Genomic DNA, 16,965 nt, shown 5'->3' with positions numbered 1-16,965 from the left:
ATAATCAGTGGGGGATGAAGAAAACCCCCACTGATTAAAGTTTCACTTTATGTGAATTCAAATTTAAAAAGGTAATTATGTAGGTTTAATCATTTTTTTAGTAGTTTAAATTATTATCTTGAAATAAGTTATAAAAGTGTAATTATCTTGTGGAAAATAAAAGGTATGATTTTTTTCTCAAAAACGGGATTGATTTTTCGGATTTTCGTAATTATAATAATTTAACAAATAGACATGAACGAAAAGTAACGATAAGGACATGAGATAATTTTTACGGTTTACAGAGAGGGAAGCCAAAGGCTGTGAGCTTCCTAACACGGGGACTTCTCTTACCACCTTTGAACTTCAATAGTGAACGAGTAATCTAGTAATTATTGACGGTCTCAGCCGTTATCTGATCTTGAGCAATCCGAGGTGAATGTATATTTGGATTGGAACAAGGGTGGAACCACGAAAGCACATTCGTCCCTTTTATAGGGATGAGTGTGTTTTTTTATACAAAGTTAATATTCGAAAATTAAAAATATAAAAAATATTCCTTGCTTTTGTATGATATGTACGTATAATAATTTAACAAATAGATATGAACGAAAAGTAGTGATAAGGACATGAGATAATTTTTACGGTTTGCAGAGAGGGAGGCCAAAGGCTGTGAGCTTCCTAACACGAGAAATAATCTTACCACCTTTGAACTTCAATAGTGAACGAGTAATCTAGTAATTATTGACGGTTTCAGCCGTTATCTGATCTTGAGCAATCCGAAGCGAATGTATATTTGGATTGGAACAAGGGTGGAACCACGAAAACACATTCGTCCCTTTTATAGGGATGAGTGTGTTTTTTTTATAAAATGTATTACTGAATTGAAAGGAGGTGCAGTGGAGTGAAACGAGTGATCCGAACGAGAATCACCATTAACTGCGCAAATAGGAAGAAGATAATGGTCAAGTAGTTTAAAAAATAGGAGGAGATTAAAAAATGAGCAATGTAGTACATGTTGGAGTATTAGGACTTGGAACAGTAGGGAGCGGTGTCGTTCATATTTTGGAAGATCACAAGGAGAAAATAAGTCTTGATACAGGATATGAAGTAAAGGTAAAGGCAGTGGCAGTACGTGATGTGGAAAAAGAACGAGATGTTTCAATTGATGGAATCATGATAACAAATGATGCAGATGAAATTTTAGAAGATCCCAATATTGATATCGTAGTAGAGGTGATGGGTGGAATTCAAGAAGCAAAACAGGCTATTATAAGGGCGTTATGTAATAAGAAACATGTCGTAACTGCAAACAAAGATTTAATGGCTGTATACGGTAATGAATTGTTAAAATTAGCGAATGCAAATGGTTGTCAGTTGTATTATGAAGCAAGTGTAGCTGGAGGAATTCCAATTTTAAGAGGACTAGTAGACGGCTTAGCTTCTGATCATATTGAAAAGATTATGGGAATTGTAAATGGCACAACGAATTATATACTAACAAAAATGAGTCAAAATGGTTGGTCGTATGAACAGGCGCTTCAAGAAGCTCAAAAGCTAGGCTTTGCAGAATCAGATCCGTCAGCAGATGTAGATGGGCTGGATGCTGCACGAAAGGTAGCTATTCTTGCAAACTTAGGATTTTCGATGAATGTTTCTTTAGATGATGTACATGTTCGAGGTATTCGAAATATAGAAAAAGAAGATTTAGAAATGGCTGGGAAGCTAGGTTTTACTATGAAGCTAGTCGGGAAAGCGGAGAAGCAAGGTTCAGCTGTTAATTTAAGCGTAGCACCTACTTTATTACCGAGTCAGCATCCATTATCCAGTGTGAATAACGAATTTAACGCTGTATATGTACACGGTCATGCGGTTGGTGAAGTTATGTTTTATGGGCCAGGGGCTGGAAAATTGCCAACAGGATCTGCTGTAGTAAGTGATATTATTTCAATCGTTAAAAATATGAATCAAATAGTGAAAAGTAAAGGTGTGTTAAAAGAGTCAGTGCCTTATACACTAAAAGGGGATGAAGAAGTTGTCTCGAAATATTTTTTACGCATTTTATTACGTGATGAACCAGGGATGTTTCAGGAAATTACAGAATGTTTCGTCAATGAATCGATTAGCTTAGAAGAAATTGTGCAACTTCCATTAAATCAAGAGCTTGCGGAAATTGTGATTGTGACGCATCAAACTTCAAAGTACCAATTCGAAAAAGTTTTAACATTACTAGAGAATGTAGCAAATGAAATAAAAAGTTATTACGCTATTGAGGAGGAAAAACAATATGTATAAAGGATTATTAAAACAATATGCTTCTTATTTACCAGTGAATGACAATACACCAGATGTAAGCTTGATGGAAGGGAATACACCACTCATTCCACTTCTGAATATTTCTAAAGAATTAGGGATTCATTTGTATGGAAAATATGAAGGTGCTAACCCTACAGGATCTTTTAAAGATAGAGGGATGGTGATGGCAGTTGCGAAAGCAAAAGAAGAAGGATCACAGGCAATTATTTGTGCATCAACAGGTAATACATCAGCAGCGGCAGCGGCATACGCTGCTCGTCTTGGGCTGAAGTGTATTATCGTTATACCAGAAGGGAAAATTGCTCATGGGAAATTAGCACAAGCTATTGCGTATGGAGCAGAGATTATTTCAATTGAAGGAAACTTTGATGACGCACTTCGAGCTGTACGTCAGATTGCAGATGAAGAACCAATTACATTAGTAAACTCTGTTAATTCATATCGAATTGAAGGACAAAAAACAGCTGCGTTTGAAATTTGTGATCAGTTGCAAAAAGCACCAGATGTCCTTGCTATTCCGGTTGGAAATGCAGGGAATATTACGGCATACTGGAAAGGTTTTTGTGAATATGAGAAAGAAAAGGGATTCAAGAAACCTAGAATTCACGGTTTTGAAGCCGAAGGAGCAGCTGCAATTGTAAAAGGTCATGTCATTGATTCACCCGAAACAATCGCAACTGCAATTCGTATTGGTAATCCAGCAAGCTGGTCCTATGCTGTAGAAGCAGCAGAGCAATCAAACGGTGAAATTGATATGGTATCAGACGAAGAAATCTTAAGTGCCTATCAGTTGCTAGCAAAAACAGAAGGAGTTTTTGCAGAACCAGGGTCAAGTGCTTCTCTAGCAGGTGTAATTAAACATGTTCAAGCAGGGAAAATCAAAAAGGGAGAGACAGTTGTTGCTGTATTAACAGGAAATGGTTTAAAAGATCCTGATATTGCTATTGCCTCTAATCACTTAGAGATTGCAAGTGTTTCAAACGATATGGAACAAATAAAAGAACATATTAAAGGAGTGATTGTTTCGTGATTCCATTTAAAGTTCGTGTTCCAGCTAGTACGGCAAATGTAGGTCCGGGTTTTGATTCTGTTGGAATAGCATTATCATTATATTTGGAAGTGGCTGTGAAGGAACAATCAGCTCATTGGCATGTTATACATTCATTCGATTCTTCTATCCCAAATGATGAGAGAAACTTAATTGTAAGTACAGCACTTAAAGTATGTCCTTCGTTATCTTCCTATATAATAGAAGTTACTAGTAATATTCCACTTACGCGAGGATTGGGGAGCAGCGCATCAGCGATTGTAGCAGGAATAGAACTTGCCAATGAACTTGGAGAATTACATTTAACAACAGATGAGAAAGTTCATCTTGCTACAAGTTTTGAGGGACACCCTGATAATGTAGCTGCTTCTATTTTAGGAGGTACTGTTATTGGCGCGATGGATGGGAATCATGTATCTGTTGTTAGAATAGAGAGTAAAGAATTAGGTGTAATCTCTCTTATTCCTGATGAAGAATTAAATACAAATAAAAGTCGTTCTGTATTGCCAGAAATATTTCAGTTTCATGATGCTGTTCGTGCAAGTGCAGTCAGCAATGTTTTAGTAGCAGCGTTATGCCAAAAGAAGTGGGAAATTGTTGGTGAAATGATGGAAAGAGATCAATTTCATGAACCATACCGTTCACAGCTTGTTACATTTTTACCCGCAGTTCGGATGTATGCGAAAAAGTTTGGAGCATATGGGACAGCACTTAGTGGGGCTGGTCCATCTCTTTTTATATTGACTCCATATGAAAAACGCGAGGAAGTTGCTGAACAATTAGCAAAAGTATTTCCGGCGATGCAAGTTTGTGAGCTAGAAATTGATCATGAAGGAACAGTTGTGAAAAGGGAACAAAGTGCTGGTAGAACAGAAGAGAAGTATAGTATATAGATAAGGGATTAAAGAAGAGAAGTTTCTTATATAATAGACATAAAGGAGTCGAACTCTTTTCTTGTTTTAGGTTGGTGTAGTAACGACCGTAATACAAGAATTTTGAGACAGGCTTCTTTTTGTATGCTCTTTGCCATATTCCTGTAACAAACCACCTATATATTCAGTGGTGGAGGTGCAGAAGATGAAAAAAATGATGACAATATGTCTTCTTACAACAATGACAATTACGGCTTTGACGGGATGCAATTGGAAACAAAAAAATGTTTCACAGGAATTCAAAGCAAAAAAAGTAACATATAAAGATTTTACGTATGAGGTTAATCCAGAAACGTTTGCTTTAACAATAGACCATGATGGAGTGAAGGAGCAAGCATCACAGCCTTTACCGAAAATGAAAGTATCAAAGTTGAAAAAAGATGATACACATACATCATGGGAATATCCTGATCAGAAAATAAAAGTGAATTTAGAAAAGAAAAAAGATCATGTAGATATTGCGATTGAATCTACAGGTGCAGAAAGCTTTACTTGGCCAAAAGTACAAGCTGAAAATTATACACTTCCTTTATGGGAAGGTAAGTATATTCCGAGCAATGATGAAAATTGGAAGAAATTCTTAAAGGATGAAACGTATTCATTTGCGGAATCATTTTCAATGAAATTTTTTGCGTTAAATGGTTCGAAATATTCCATGGTATTTGTTGCAAACAATATGTTTAATAATGAAGTTGAATTTCATTCTGATCCGAAAATTGGATTTGATTTTACTCATGAATTTCCGAGTATTAACAAAAATAAATCGTACGGTTTTCAACTGTATGTGACTGATAATGATGCGGTAAATATTGCAAAATTGTATAAGAATAATATTGTAGAGAAAGGTGAATTTAAAACATTACAAGAGAAAGCAAAACAAAATAAAGAAGTTGAAAAGTTATACGGAGCAGCTCACTTTTATTTTTGGAATCAAAATGCTTTATCGCAAAGTAATGTAGATTGGCCAAAACTAAGACAACAAATCAATAGTCCTATATTTGGGTGGATGAAAGAACTGATTCAAAAATATAGTAAAGAGCCTGGCGAATTAAATGTATTTGATCAAATTAATAAGCAAGATTTTATTGATAAGTATCAGAAAAATATTGTTTTACGTTATATAAATGAAGTATTGGGAATGAAGGAGTTTTATAAAGAAGATATGTTTCCGAAAGTTGATGATGAGGCAAATCAATTATTGAAAAAAGGCGTAGATCACTTAACTGAAACGGAATTGTATAATTTAAATAAACATTTGTTAAAATCAACACTTGGTGATGCAGTTGAGGATGTTGACAAATGGGGTAGTGCAGATGGAACGAATGTATTAAAAGAGATGGATGAAGCTGGTATTGAACATGCATGGATTGGACTGCCGAACTGGGAACAAGGATTCATTCAACCAGAATTTGTGAAGCTAGCTGAGAAAATAGGATATTTAGTTGGTCCATATGATTCTTATCATTCCATTCATGAAAAAGGAGATAAAAATTGGAATACAGCTTCCTTTAAAGATCCTTCACTATTTGAAGATGCAACGGTTGCCAAAAAAAATGGTGAGAAAATACAAGGATTTCTAGGAAAAGGTCGTAAATTAAATCCGACATTATCTTTGCCTAGTGTGAAAGAACGAGTTAGTGGCATATTAAATAATGGTACCCCATTTAATTCATGGTTTATTGATTGTGACGCCACAGGGGAAATTTATGATGATTATTCTCCAAAACATATTACAACACAAGAACAAGATTTAAAAGCACGTTTAGCACGAATGGATTATATAGCGAAAGAAAAAGGTATGGTTGTTGGCTCTGAGGGTGGAAATGATTTTGCAAGTCAAGTGATTGCTTTTGCACATGGTATTGAAACACCCGTTATTAAATGGGCCGATGAAGATATGAGAAAGAATAAGACAAGTCCATATTATGTTGGGGGTTACTGGTCGCCAAATCAAAATGTTCCAGAAAAGTATGTAAAACAAGTACCAGTGAAGGAAGAATATAAACAAGTGTACTTAAACCCAGTGTATTCAATACCTTTATATAAATTAGTGTACAATGACTCTGTCATTACAACGCATCATTGGGAATGGGGTAGCTTGAAGGTAAAAGATGAAGTCGGAAATCGTATGTTATATGAACTATTGTATAACGTTCCTCCTTTATATCACTTAGATGAAGTTGAATGGAAGAAGCATAAAAATGAAATTACACATCATTTAAAAACATGGGAAGCATTTCATAAAAAAGCAGTAAAAGAAGAGATGACGAATTTTGCATATCTTTCAAAAGACAAACTTGTGCAAACAGCTTCCTATGGAAAGGACATAAAAGTAATTGTAAACTTCTCTGATCAAGATGTAAAAACAGAAGATACAAAAATACCTGCAAAATCGGCTATTATTTTTGACGAAGGTAAGAAAATGATTTACAAACCTGAAATAAATAAACAGTGATAAATGTAGCAGGTTCCCACTGGTATGGTAACGAAAGTGCTAAACTGGTGGGGATTTTTTACTAGTATACAAAATAATTGTAAATTTTTTGAAATTATCATTTGATGTCTTGTTAAAATCCAACACGAGAGTATAATGTGAAATGAAATACATATTGATTTTACTTCTTTATAACGAAACCTTACAAAAATGTAAGGTGAATGAAATGAAATTCAATATGAAGATTGATAGACATGGAGTATACTAGGAAAAGAGAAGGAGAGGAGAATAGACATGAGCTCTGAATTAGAACAAAACACAAGAAGTAAAAAGAAACGTTCTAAAAGAAAATCTGTGAAGTGGTTCATTTTGATTCCATTTTTACTACTCATTTTTGGTGGAGTAGGATATGGTTCGTTTTTATATAATAAAGCAAATGCGGTTGTAAGTGATGCGTATGCAAAAATTGAGAAATCAACTAAACGCGATAAAGAGGTTGAACCGTTAAAAGATAATATTTCTGTTTTAATTATGGGTGTTGATGGAAGTGATATTCGAAAAGGACAATATGGAGAAGCTGTTCGTACGGATGCGCTATTATTGGCAACAATTAATAAAGATGATAAATCAGTAAAATTAGTAAGTATTCCACGTGATTCTCGCGTGTATATTCCATCAAAAAAGAAATTGGATAAAATTACGCATGCCCATGTATTTGGTGGAGTTGAAAGTACACGGGATACAGTAGAGAGATTTTTAAATGTTCCAGTTGACTATTATGTGAAATTTAACTTTGATTCCTTTGTGAAAATTGTAGATTCACTTGGTGGTATTGATGTGGATGTACCAGTTGCATTTACAGAACAAGATAGTAAAGATCAAGCAGGTATGATTCATTTAGAAAAAGGTTACCAACATTTAAACGGAGAGCAAGCTCTTGCGTTAGCACGAACTCGTAAAATTGATAGTGATGCAATGCGTGGTCAAAGACAACAGCTCGTTATTGAAGCAATTGCGAAAAAAGCAATGTCTGTTCAATCGATTAGTAAATTAGGTCCCCTTTTAGATGCAGTTGATAGCAAAATGAAAACAAACTTAACATTTGATGATATGCTTTCCATTACAAGAAATATGGCCGGAACTGATTTACAGATGGAGAAAATGCAAATAGAAGGTACGGATAAACGTATCGGTGGTATTTATTACTACATTCCAAATGAAAAAAATGTGCAAGACATTTCTAAAAAGTTAAATGAACATCTAGGTGTTACGCCAAAAGCAGCACGAAACTAATTGTAAAAGGTTGGCGCCTGGCCAACCTTTTTTGATTTATAATATATATGGGTATTAAATAAATCAAAATATTATTGGAGTTATTTAAAAATGTTTACATATATAATAAAATGCATATATATAGTTAGCGAGGAATTACGAAGTACACGAATTAGGGTAAAACTTCCTTTGTATACAGTTTGTTAATGTTCATTTTAGAAGATTGAAAAGAAATTGAATAGATATACTAATATGAATGGAAGAATTATATAAGATTAATAGAAAGGAATTTAATAGAATGGGAAATGTATTTAATGTAAAAAGCATTGTAGTCACAATAGTGGCTGTTGTTGCGATCGCAGTGGGGTATTTTATGTTTCAATCAGTCACATCACCAGCTAGGGCAGTAGCAAATCAAGCGAATTCTATACAGCTTGCAAGTGAGCAGTCAAAAGTGGAGATGAATAAAACAGCACCAAGTCAATTTAATGGTCAAGTTAGAAAAGTTGCCTACCTTACATTTGATGATGGGCCAGGAAAATATACGGCTGAACTACTTAATATATTAAAACAAAATGATGCGAAAGCAACATTTTTCTTAATCGGTGCAAATGTAAAACAATTTGCAGATTTAGTAAAGCGTGAGAAAGCAGAAGGTCATTATGTGGGTATGCATAGTATGACACATGATTTTAAAAAATTGTATACAAATGGCGAGTATGTGAATGAAATGAAAGAAGATCAAGGCTTAATAGCAAATATTATTGGAGAATTTCCGAAATTAACACGTCCTCCGTACGGTTCTATGCCTGGTTTAAATGAAGCGCTTCGTAATAAAGTAGTAGAAGATGGCTTAAAAGTTTGGGATTGGACGATTGACTCTTTAGATTGGAAATATAATAAAATGCCTGTTGATGCTGCTTCAGCAAAAATTGTTGAAAATGTAATTACGGGTGCAACGAATCCTAAAGAAGTTATCTTAATGCATGATATTCATCCGCAATCTGTTGCAGCAGTACCGGCAATTATAAAAGGGTTAAAAGAAAAAGGTTATGAATTTGAAGCGTATCATGAAGGTGATCACTTCCCGTTGAATTTTTGGCATGACAAACGTATGTAACATAGGAGGAAAAGAAGTTGGGTTATAGAAAATTAGCACTAGTTGGAGCATTATCAGTAGGATTATTATCAGGTTGTTTTGGCGAAAAGCCAGAAGAAAATCTATTTGTTGCATTTGAAAACGCAGCTAAACAAGAAAAGTCATTGTTTGAAGATGCGAAAAAATTAGAGACGTTGGAAAAACAAGGCCAGGAATTATATGCTCAAATTATAAAAGAAGGAAAAGAGCATAATGAAGCTGTTGCCCAAAAATTAGACCAAGCAGTTTTAAATGTGGGCGAGCGTGAAAAAATATTAAAAAATGAAAAAGATGCATTAGAGAAAGCACAGAAAGAGACGAACTCAGTTCAAAGTAATGTAGAGAAAATTGAAGATAAAAAAATACAAAAACAAGCGAAAAAAGTAGAAGAATCTTATAAGAATCGTTATGATGCTTTTCAAAAAATGAACGAAAGCTATGTGAAATCAATGGCGATTGAAAAAGAACTTTATGCGAAGTTAAAAGTAAAAGAAACAAAGTTAAAAGAAATCGGTGAGAAAGTGAAAGCTGTAAATCAATTAACGGAAGAAATGCAAAAAGAAAAAGAGAAGTTTAATGGATATACAAAAGAGTATAATGAAGGAAAACTAGCATTCTATAAGGAAGCGAAAATCAAGGTTAAGGAACAAAAATAAAGTATATAAATCCAAATTAAAAAACCGACATAAATCCTTTCTTTTTAGGGGAGAGAGCATCCGGCCATGCATAGAAGCGGTCAGATCATCTTCTTGCCCTATGCCAAGTGAAAACAGAGAGAGAAAACGAGTGCAAGTCATCTTTTTTCTTCGTAGCAGCGATTTATATGTCGAAAAATCAAAGTGGATTTATATAGTATGATGTTAGGTAATACATAAATTTAAGGTGTAAGGCTCAAATGCGAAAAGGTAATGAAATACCTTAATCAAATAATATAGACAAAAAAGCTGAAAGACATTTAAATTATAATGTTTTTCGGCTTTTTTAACTTGTAGGACAGAAAAGACTGGAAATGAAATTCTAAAAGAGTTATAGTTTAATGTTTAAGGAGAAAAAAGATGTTTAAGAAAAGAAATGATGAACATCATATAAGTAAGGAGAATGAAAAATGACATATGAATTTTTACTCAAATTAGGTTTGGCACTCTTTTTAGGTTTATTTATAGGCATTGACAGGCAACTAAAGAATAAACCACTCGGTGTGAAAACAAGTATGGTCATTTCTGTAGCAAGTTGTTTAATTACGATGGTTTCGATTGAATCTGTGAATGTTTACTCTTCACCAGGACATACAAATATGGACCCAATGCGTTTAGCAGCACAAATTGTAAGTGGTGTTGGTTTCCTTGGAGCAGGTGTAATTTTAAGAAGAAATAATGATGTGATTTCAGGATTAACAACAGCATCAATGGTTTGGGCAGCATCTGCTTTAGGGATTGCAATTGGGGCAGGTTTTTATATACAAGCAATCGTTGCAATGATTCTTATTATATTAGCCATAAATGTATTGCCACACCTTGTTAAAATAGCAGGTCCTTATTCTTTAAGACAAAGGGATTTAGCGATTAAAATTATCGTAAAAGAGCACCGAGAATTAGATGGCATTTTTAAACAAATTAAAAACTTAAACATGCAAGTGAAACGCGTGAAAATTAAAGATATTGATAGTGAATCTCAGCAATTAGAAATGGTTATATTAGCACCTGAAGATTTATATACAACCGAATTATACAGTTCCTTAAAGGAAATTGATCATATTGTTTCGGTTGAGGTTGAAAGTAGATAATTATAAAGTTTAATGAGTGAAACAAGGTTAAATCAAAAAAGGGTGATGAAATTCACCCTTTTTTATTTGAAAAGTATTGTTTTTTTACACTATTATGAGTAGTAATAACCAACCTTCAATTTTAGAAAAAATAAAGAAGTTAAGCGAATGATGAAGAACCTCCCATGATTAAAATTCCACTTTATCAGTAGGGAAAACAAGACCGATTTGTTGTCTAGCCTCCTTCATAATTTTTTTGCTCTAACCTTGAATAAACCGCTGTAAGAGAAAAGTCTTGTAATATACGTGAATCTTTGATAGATCTAGTTGCGATTGTATTTGTTCCAACTATTCCAACTTTAAAATGTTTTTGATATGAATTGCCATAGGAAATTAATTATATAGGGAAGAATGGGAAATATTAAATGATTTGCTTAATTGATATAGATGCTATGTTACCCTTTGGTATAATGAGGGACAAGAGGGGGAGACGAAATGGATATAACAATTAGAAAGGCAACAGAAAAGGATATAAAAGGGATCGCAAAAGTGCATGTTGATAGTTGGAAGATAACATATAAAGGAATAATATATGATGAAATCATAGACAATGCAACGTATGAAAGTCGGGAAAAGCAATGGGAAAATATCTTTAAACAAGCGGTAGGAAATGAATATAGGTATGTGGCAGAAACGTTTGATCAGAAAATTATAGGATTTATTGATGGTGGTCATGAAAGAACAGGAAAGTATAATTGTGACGGAGAACTGTATGCGATTTACTTATTGAAAGAATATCAAGGAAATAAATTAGGAAAGAGATTATTTCAAGAACTTGTGTCAGAATTTATAAAAAATGATATGTCTTCTGTATTAGTATGGGTTGTTTCTAGTAATCCTTCTAAGCTTTTTTATGAAAAATTCAGACCAGAACTTATTGATACAAAATTTTTGGAAAGGTTAGCTGTAGAAGAAACGGCATATTGTTGGAGAAATATTAAAAGTCTGTATAAGAGCTTAACATATTGAACTACCCCCACCTACCTCTATAAGAGCTTGAGGTGGGGGATTCTCCTGTCTCTGTCCTCACAAAAACAGTTCCTCTCGTTCAACAAAGAGGATACAACAATATAGAGTTCGGTAGTGTCTGTATGTAATGTAAGACGACCCATTCTATCTTCCGACGAAAGGTAAACAAAATAGGTACAGCTACTTTGTTCTTATATCGAGGATAGAACACTTTGTCATGCATCCAGTTCCTAGACTTGTTATCTGCTCTGGTAATAAGCGTGAAAATCTGGGACAAAGTGCTCTTTTTTATCATGCAAATAGTTTTGCTAGTTTTTTCTTTTCATTTTCAAACAAGTGTAACCGTTCGATTTGTAAGACTTCTTTCGGTTGATCTACATCGTATAGCTGATAGAAATGATGCGTGCGAATATCCAATCGATTGTTTAATTGATGCCAATGGCTCCAGTGATGTGCGTCTTTCTTTGGAATATAAGGCTGAAGCACCCCAGGTACTTTTTCTTTATACCCTAACCCTCGGCGCCCAATCGTAAAAGCCGCGGATTGATGAATAGAGATGCCGAATTTCCGCATGTATTTCATCTTTCCGGAGATTGAAGTGTAAGCGGGATTCACTTGAAAGACAGCCACACCCCTTTTATCTGCACGATTCAGAATTGCACTTGTCATCTTCTCATAAGCAAACATACTCCTCATTCGATTCGCATGTTTATTTCCATATCGATTCCCTGTTTTCGATTGGGTTGTATCTAACTTCTCGATGACAATCGGCTTGTTATACCGCTCCGCTAAGTCCACTAAGCGAATCGCTTCCACTTCGATGATCTTTGTGATTTGTCCTGTGGATTTACCCATGATAGAAAAACCAAGGGAACCACTTCCTTTGTAATTCCCATCCTTCGTTACATTCGCCCACGCAAAATGCTCAAGATTACAATCCAAACCAATGACACCATCTGATTTACTATAATTTGTGTGAGGATTTTCCGGTACATCGACTAAACATTTTACAATGTAATATTCCCCATAGTCTTCCACAGACCACGTAATTGGTTTACCGTGTTTTTTCTTATTTTCACACTGTAATTGAGTTATGATCACTTCCTCAATGATTTCTTGTCCATACGGGAACGTAACAGCTGGAAACATCAGTGTTTTTCCGGAACTTGTCGTCATCCATAATCCCTGTGTCTCAGGCACATACTGAAACACAAAATTCCCATGTTTGGCATCTTTACGGCCAGATAGAATGAGTTGTTTATTTCGAGAACGGGAAAAGAATGTTTTCCATTTGTCGTGGTTACGTACAAACTCGCGGGTGGTAAATTGAGAGCGAAATAGTTTTTTGCTTCCAAATACTGCGCTTGGAATATGCGTTTTATATGATGGAAGTTTCTGAGTTAAACGGTATTGGCTGTGGGTTAAAAGGCCGATTTTCGCCTGAATCCTTTTGATTTGAACATCTAAGTATTGGGGCTCAAACAGATATTCATTCAGCCAAATCAATGTGTCTTTTTTACGGGATAAGGAAATGAGGTTGTTGTGCTTTGCGAAGCGAGTGTTTTTTGGAAACGTCAGCTTTCCTTTTACACAACTTTGTTTGATTTTACGAAGGTTTGTCAGTTTTGTCCGTTCTTGTTTCAACTTTTTCTTAAGTTTCTTAATTTTCTCTTGTGTTTGTTTCTCATATCGTTTTTGTAATTCCATTAAACCTGTAAACAACGCCTTCGCTTCTTGCGCCGCACTGTTTGCATAGTAATCATTCAATTGATATTTCCGCTTGAGAACGAGATGAAGACTGTCTGTATATATCTTACGGTTCCAACGTTTTTCCCGAACAATCGTTTGAAATGCAAATCGTTTCGCCCGATTACATGTTTCGATTGTCTGTGTGACTACATCTACCATCTCATGGGGTAAATCTGTCTTATAGATCCGTTTCGAAAAATACGCTTTCTTCACCTGTTTTCACCTCATTTTATTTGATAAGATCATTATACATCAAAACAAACATACGTTCTGAAAAAAGAGACGTTTTCTTTAAAAAGAAAAAACCGAGAAGACCCCCACCTTCACTTGGTCTAGAGGAGGGGGTCTTTTCGGTTAACATAATAAAATATGAAGTTTTCAGCTTACGAATGTATTTAGCCCATGGGAAGGTGTATTCATACTAGGACTTTTATTCCAAAATTAAAAAATGTATTTTTTTACCAATAAATACCAAGTATAAAACGTGTAATTTTTAAACATTTTAATATATAAAGGAGGTGAACGGTAATGGCTAGAAATCGTAATTCAAATCAGTTAGTATCAAACGGAGCACAAGCAGCTCTTGATCAAATGAAGTATGAAATTGCACAGGAATTTGGTGTACAACTTGGAGCCGATACTTCTTCACGTGCGAATGGTTCTGTAGGTGGTGAAATCACAAAACGCCTTGTAGCTATGGCAGAACAACAGCTTGGTGGCGGGTATACTCGTTAATTTAAAGCAGTATGAGAGAAAGGAAGAATTCTTCCTTTCTTTTTTGTATAGTTTTTACTAAAACAAAAGTGAGTTTTCCATTTAATAGCACGAATATACTGTTGTAAGGATTGGAAAAATAGAAGTAATGCTATGATATACTCCAATTTCTTTTGTTATATAAGTTGAAAAGCAGACAAAATGTGATAGCCCTGATGAAATTTAAAAATGAATTTCATCAGGGTTACTATATGGAAAGAAATACGTGAGGAAGGGTCTCGAAATCAACATGCTAAAAAAAGAAAACTGTTGTTTAATTGCACTTGCATCTGTTCCACTTGTTATGACATTAGGAAATTCCATGCTAATTCCAATCCTTCCGACACTTGAAAAAAAACTCCATATCTCTTCTTTTCAAGTATCCATGATTATTACAATATATTCTATCGTTGCTATTGTATTGATTCCGATTGCTGGGTATTTATCGGATCGCTGGGGACGTAAAATGGTAATGGTTCCAAGTTTGTTAATTGCAGCTATCGGTGGTGCAATAACGGGTTGGGTATCATGGAAAGTGGAAAATCCATATGTTTGGATTCTAATTGGAAGAGCGATTCAAGGGATAGGTGCTGCTGGAGCGATGCCAGTTGTAATCCCATGTGTTGGTGATTTATATAAAGATGAAAAACAAGTAAGTACGGGATTAGGGATTATTGAAACGTCAAATACATTTGGGAAAGTTCTAAGTCCAATATTAGGTTCTGCTCTCGCAGCAGTAGTATGGTTTTTACCATTTTGGGCCATTCCAGTTTTATGTGCTGTTGCTATCATCTTATTATTACTGTTAGTAAAAGCAAAGAAACAAGAAAATCAAGCACCACCTTTCAAAGAATTCATTCAATCAATCGGTTCAACTTTCCAAGAAAAGGGAAGATGGTTAGTCGCAATTTTTGCATTAGGTGCTATCATTATGCTCATATTATTTGGAATTCTTTTTTATTTGTCTACGATATTGGAAGAGAAATATAACATTCATGGAATTTGGAAAGGCTGTATACTTGCGATTCCGTTGCTTGTATTATCAATAAGTTCATACATGGCAGGAAAGAAAATTGGTGATGACCAAGATGTTATGAAAAAATGTATATATATCGGATTTATATTAGCAGCCGCGTCTGTTATACTTCCATTATTTTTAAAAGGCATTTACTTGTTAATTCTTTGTCTTGTTGTTATGGGAATGGGAATCGGGATTGCTTTACCGTGTTTAGATGCTCTTATTACACAAGGGATTGAAAAAGAACAAAGAGGAACTGTTACCTCTTTTTATAGTTCAATGCGTTTTACTGGTGTAGCAGCGGGACCACCTCTGTATGCTTACTTTATGAAGGGGACAGATCATGAAGTATTTTATTTAACCTGCATATTTGCAGTTGCTGGAGCAATTATTACAATAGTGTGGATTAAGCCTAAAAAGAATAATAAACCTTTAAATTCAGTTCCGGAACCTACATCTTAATTCAAAATTTTATAAGGTCTATCAAAAAGTCCATCTGCAAATGATTGCAAATGGACTTTTTTAATATATCATTTCAACCTGTTAATTCTCTTTCGTATGATCAACATAGTGATCATAATCAGGTATTGCCAGTTAATCAAAATTTTCAACAAGTTTATTTAGGCACGCTGTTAATGGCTTACCGGATATCGGAATTCCATATAAGTAACTGCTCCTTTTATGAACATTATACAAGAAATACAACTTTAATTATTGTTTAACAATTATCTATAAAGTGAAACTTTAATCAGTGGGGGGTTTCTTCATCCCCCACTGATTATTAGTTGAACTAATCGGGCTTTTACGGGCAGTTCATCCCCCTCCTAACTCCGTTGCTTTTGCCAAATTTTGAGGTGGGGGTCTTACTGCCCGTTAATGCGGGATAAATATACTGAACCGTTATACTTTCTTTTCTAAAAAATGAGTTGTTTTAACATGTAAAGAGCAACTCCCCAAATAATAACCCCTGAAATTTTATTTAGAATTGCAATTGAGTTTCCTGATGAATTTAATTTTCCCAGCACGTGCCCTGCAAATGCTAAGCCAATAAACCAAAGCCAAGAAACTATAATTGTTGTAAAAGTAAAGGCCCATTTTTCGTTGCCTACATATTGAATAGAGTTTGTGCCAATGACGCCAATTGTATCTAAAATTGCATGAGGATTCAATAAGGAAACAGAAGCGGCAAAGATAATTTGCTTTTTGATAGTCATCGTTTTTGCTTCAATCGTCTCTTTTGTAGAATCACTTTTCCAAATCATCCATCCCATATAAATCAGAAAGAAAAATCCAATTACATAAAGTATTGTTGTTAGCCATGAAAAGGTCAGAAGCATAAGTGATACACCTTGTACTGCAATCAAAATTAAAATTGTATCGCAGATTGATGCGGTTAGAACAACTGGTGTAGCCCGTAAAATATTTGGCTGACTAGCACCTTGGTTAAAGACAAAGACGTTTTGTACACCTAATGGAATAATGAGTCCAAACGCAAGAACCATTCCGTGAAGAATTGCTTCAATCATTTTATTTCC

Annotated in this window: 13 protein-coding genes and 2 other annotated features; of the genes, 11 read left to right on the top strand and 2 right to left on the bottom strand. The window is 34.6% G+C overall.

What is annotated here, in order from left to right:
- Window positions 1-239: 239 nt before the first annotated feature.
- Window positions 240-473 (top strand) — a binding site (T-box leader).
- 115 nt (window positions 474-588) lie between these two features.
- Window positions 589-822 (top strand) — a binding site (T-box leader).
- A gap of 156 nt (window positions 823-978) precedes the next feature.
- The 9 genes from C568_RS0109485 to C568_RS0109445 all read left to right on the top strand — a co-directional run bounded on the left by C568_RS0109485 (window position 979) and on the right by C568_RS0109445 (window position 11,910).
- Window positions 979-2,274 carry a homoserine dehydrogenase gene (locus tag C568_RS0109485; RefSeq protein WP_018781348.1) on the top strand — a complete coding sequence of 432 codons (1,296 nt, stop codon included), beginning with the start codon at window positions 979-981 and terminating at the stop codon, window positions 2,272-2,274.
- Entirely contained in the window at window positions 2,267-3,325 is a 1,059-nt protein-coding gene (thrC, locus tag C568_RS0109480) for a threonine synthase (protein ID WP_018781347.1), read from the top strand. Before C568_RS0109485 ends, thrC begins: the two co-directional genes overlap by 8 nt.
- Window positions 3,322-4,236, top strand: a complete 915-nt coding sequence (gene thrB / locus C568_RS0109475; RefSeq protein WP_018781346.1) for a homoserine kinase — start codon at window positions 3,322-3,324, stop codon at window positions 4,234-4,236. Before thrC ends, thrB begins: the two co-directional genes overlap by 4 nt.
- Window positions 4,237-4,420: 184 nt before the next feature.
- Window positions 4,421-6,730: a glycoside hydrolase gene (locus tag C568_RS0109470; RefSeq protein WP_018781345.1), complete on the top strand. Its 2,310-nt coding sequence runs from the start codon at window positions 4,421-4,423 to the stop codon at window positions 6,728-6,730.
- 273 nt (window positions 6,731-7,003) lie between these two features.
- Complete coding sequence (locus C568_RS0109465; protein ID WP_003197007.1) at window positions 7,004-8,002, top strand: LCP family protein; 999 nt, start codon at window positions 7,004-7,006, stop codon at window positions 8,000-8,002.
- Window positions 8,003-8,279: 277 nt separating this feature from the next.
- Entirely contained in the window at window positions 8,280-9,101 is an 822-nt protein-coding gene (locus tag C568_RS0109460; RefSeq protein WP_018781344.1) for a peptidoglycan-N-acetylglucosamine deacetylase, read from the top strand.
- Between the two features lie 17 nt (window positions 9,102-9,118).
- Window positions 9,119-9,775 carry a YkyA family protein gene (locus tag C568_RS0109455; RefSeq protein WP_006094574.1) on the top strand — a complete coding sequence of 219 codons (657 nt, stop codon included), beginning with the start codon at window positions 9,119-9,121 and terminating at the stop codon, window positions 9,773-9,775.
- Between the two features lie 449 nt (window positions 9,776-10,224).
- Window positions 10,225-10,902, top strand: coding sequence for an MgtC/SapB family protein (locus tag C568_RS0109450; protein ID WP_003197014.1), 678 nt, complete (start codon window positions 10,225-10,227; stop codon window positions 10,900-10,902).
- 474 nt (window positions 10,903-11,376) lie between these two features.
- Window positions 11,377-11,910, top strand: coding sequence for a GNAT family N-acetyltransferase (locus tag C568_RS0109445; protein WP_006094575.1), 534 nt, complete (start codon window positions 11,377-11,379; stop codon window positions 11,908-11,910).
- A gap of 291 nt (window positions 11,911-12,201) precedes the next feature.
- Here the strand turns inward: C568_RS0109445 and C568_RS0109440 are convergent, their stop codons facing one another.
- On the bottom strand, window positions 12,202-13,872 hold the full coding sequence (locus C568_RS0109440) for an IS200/IS605 family accessory protein TnpB-related protein (protein ID WP_018781343.1): 1,671 nt from the start codon (window positions 13,870-13,872) through the stop codon (window positions 12,202-12,204).
- A gap of 315 nt (window positions 13,873-14,187) precedes the next feature.
- Between C568_RS0109440 and C568_RS0109435 the strand changes: the two genes are divergently transcribed.
- Both C568_RS0109435 and C568_RS0109430 read left to right on the top strand, forming a co-directional pair.
- Window positions 14,188-14,394 carry an alpha/beta-type small acid-soluble spore protein gene (locus C568_RS0109435; RefSeq protein WP_003197017.1) on the top strand — a complete coding sequence of 69 codons (207 nt, stop codon included), beginning with the start codon at window positions 14,188-14,190 and terminating at the stop codon, window positions 14,392-14,394.
- A gap of 268 nt (window positions 14,395-14,662) precedes the next feature.
- Window positions 14,663-15,892, top strand: coding sequence for an MFS transporter (locus C568_RS0109430; protein ID WP_003197019.1), 1,230 nt, complete (start codon window positions 14,663-14,665; stop codon window positions 15,890-15,892).
- A gap of 452 nt (window positions 15,893-16,344) precedes the next feature.
- Here C568_RS0109430 and C568_RS0109425 read toward each other — a convergent pair whose 3' ends face one another.
- Window positions 16,345-16,956, bottom strand: a complete 612-nt coding sequence (locus C568_RS0109425) for a LysE/ArgO family amino acid transporter (protein ID WP_018781342.1) — start codon at window positions 16,954-16,956, stop codon at window positions 16,345-16,347.
- Window positions 16,957-16,965 lie beyond the last annotated feature (9 nt).

This window comes from Bacillus sp. 95MFCvi2.1 (assembly GCF_000374965.1).
Classification (GTDB): Bacteria; Bacillota; Bacilli; order Bacillales; family Bacillaceae_G; genus Bacillus_A; species Bacillus_A pseudomycoides.
This window is presented reverse-complemented; position numbering and strand designations above follow the sequence as displayed.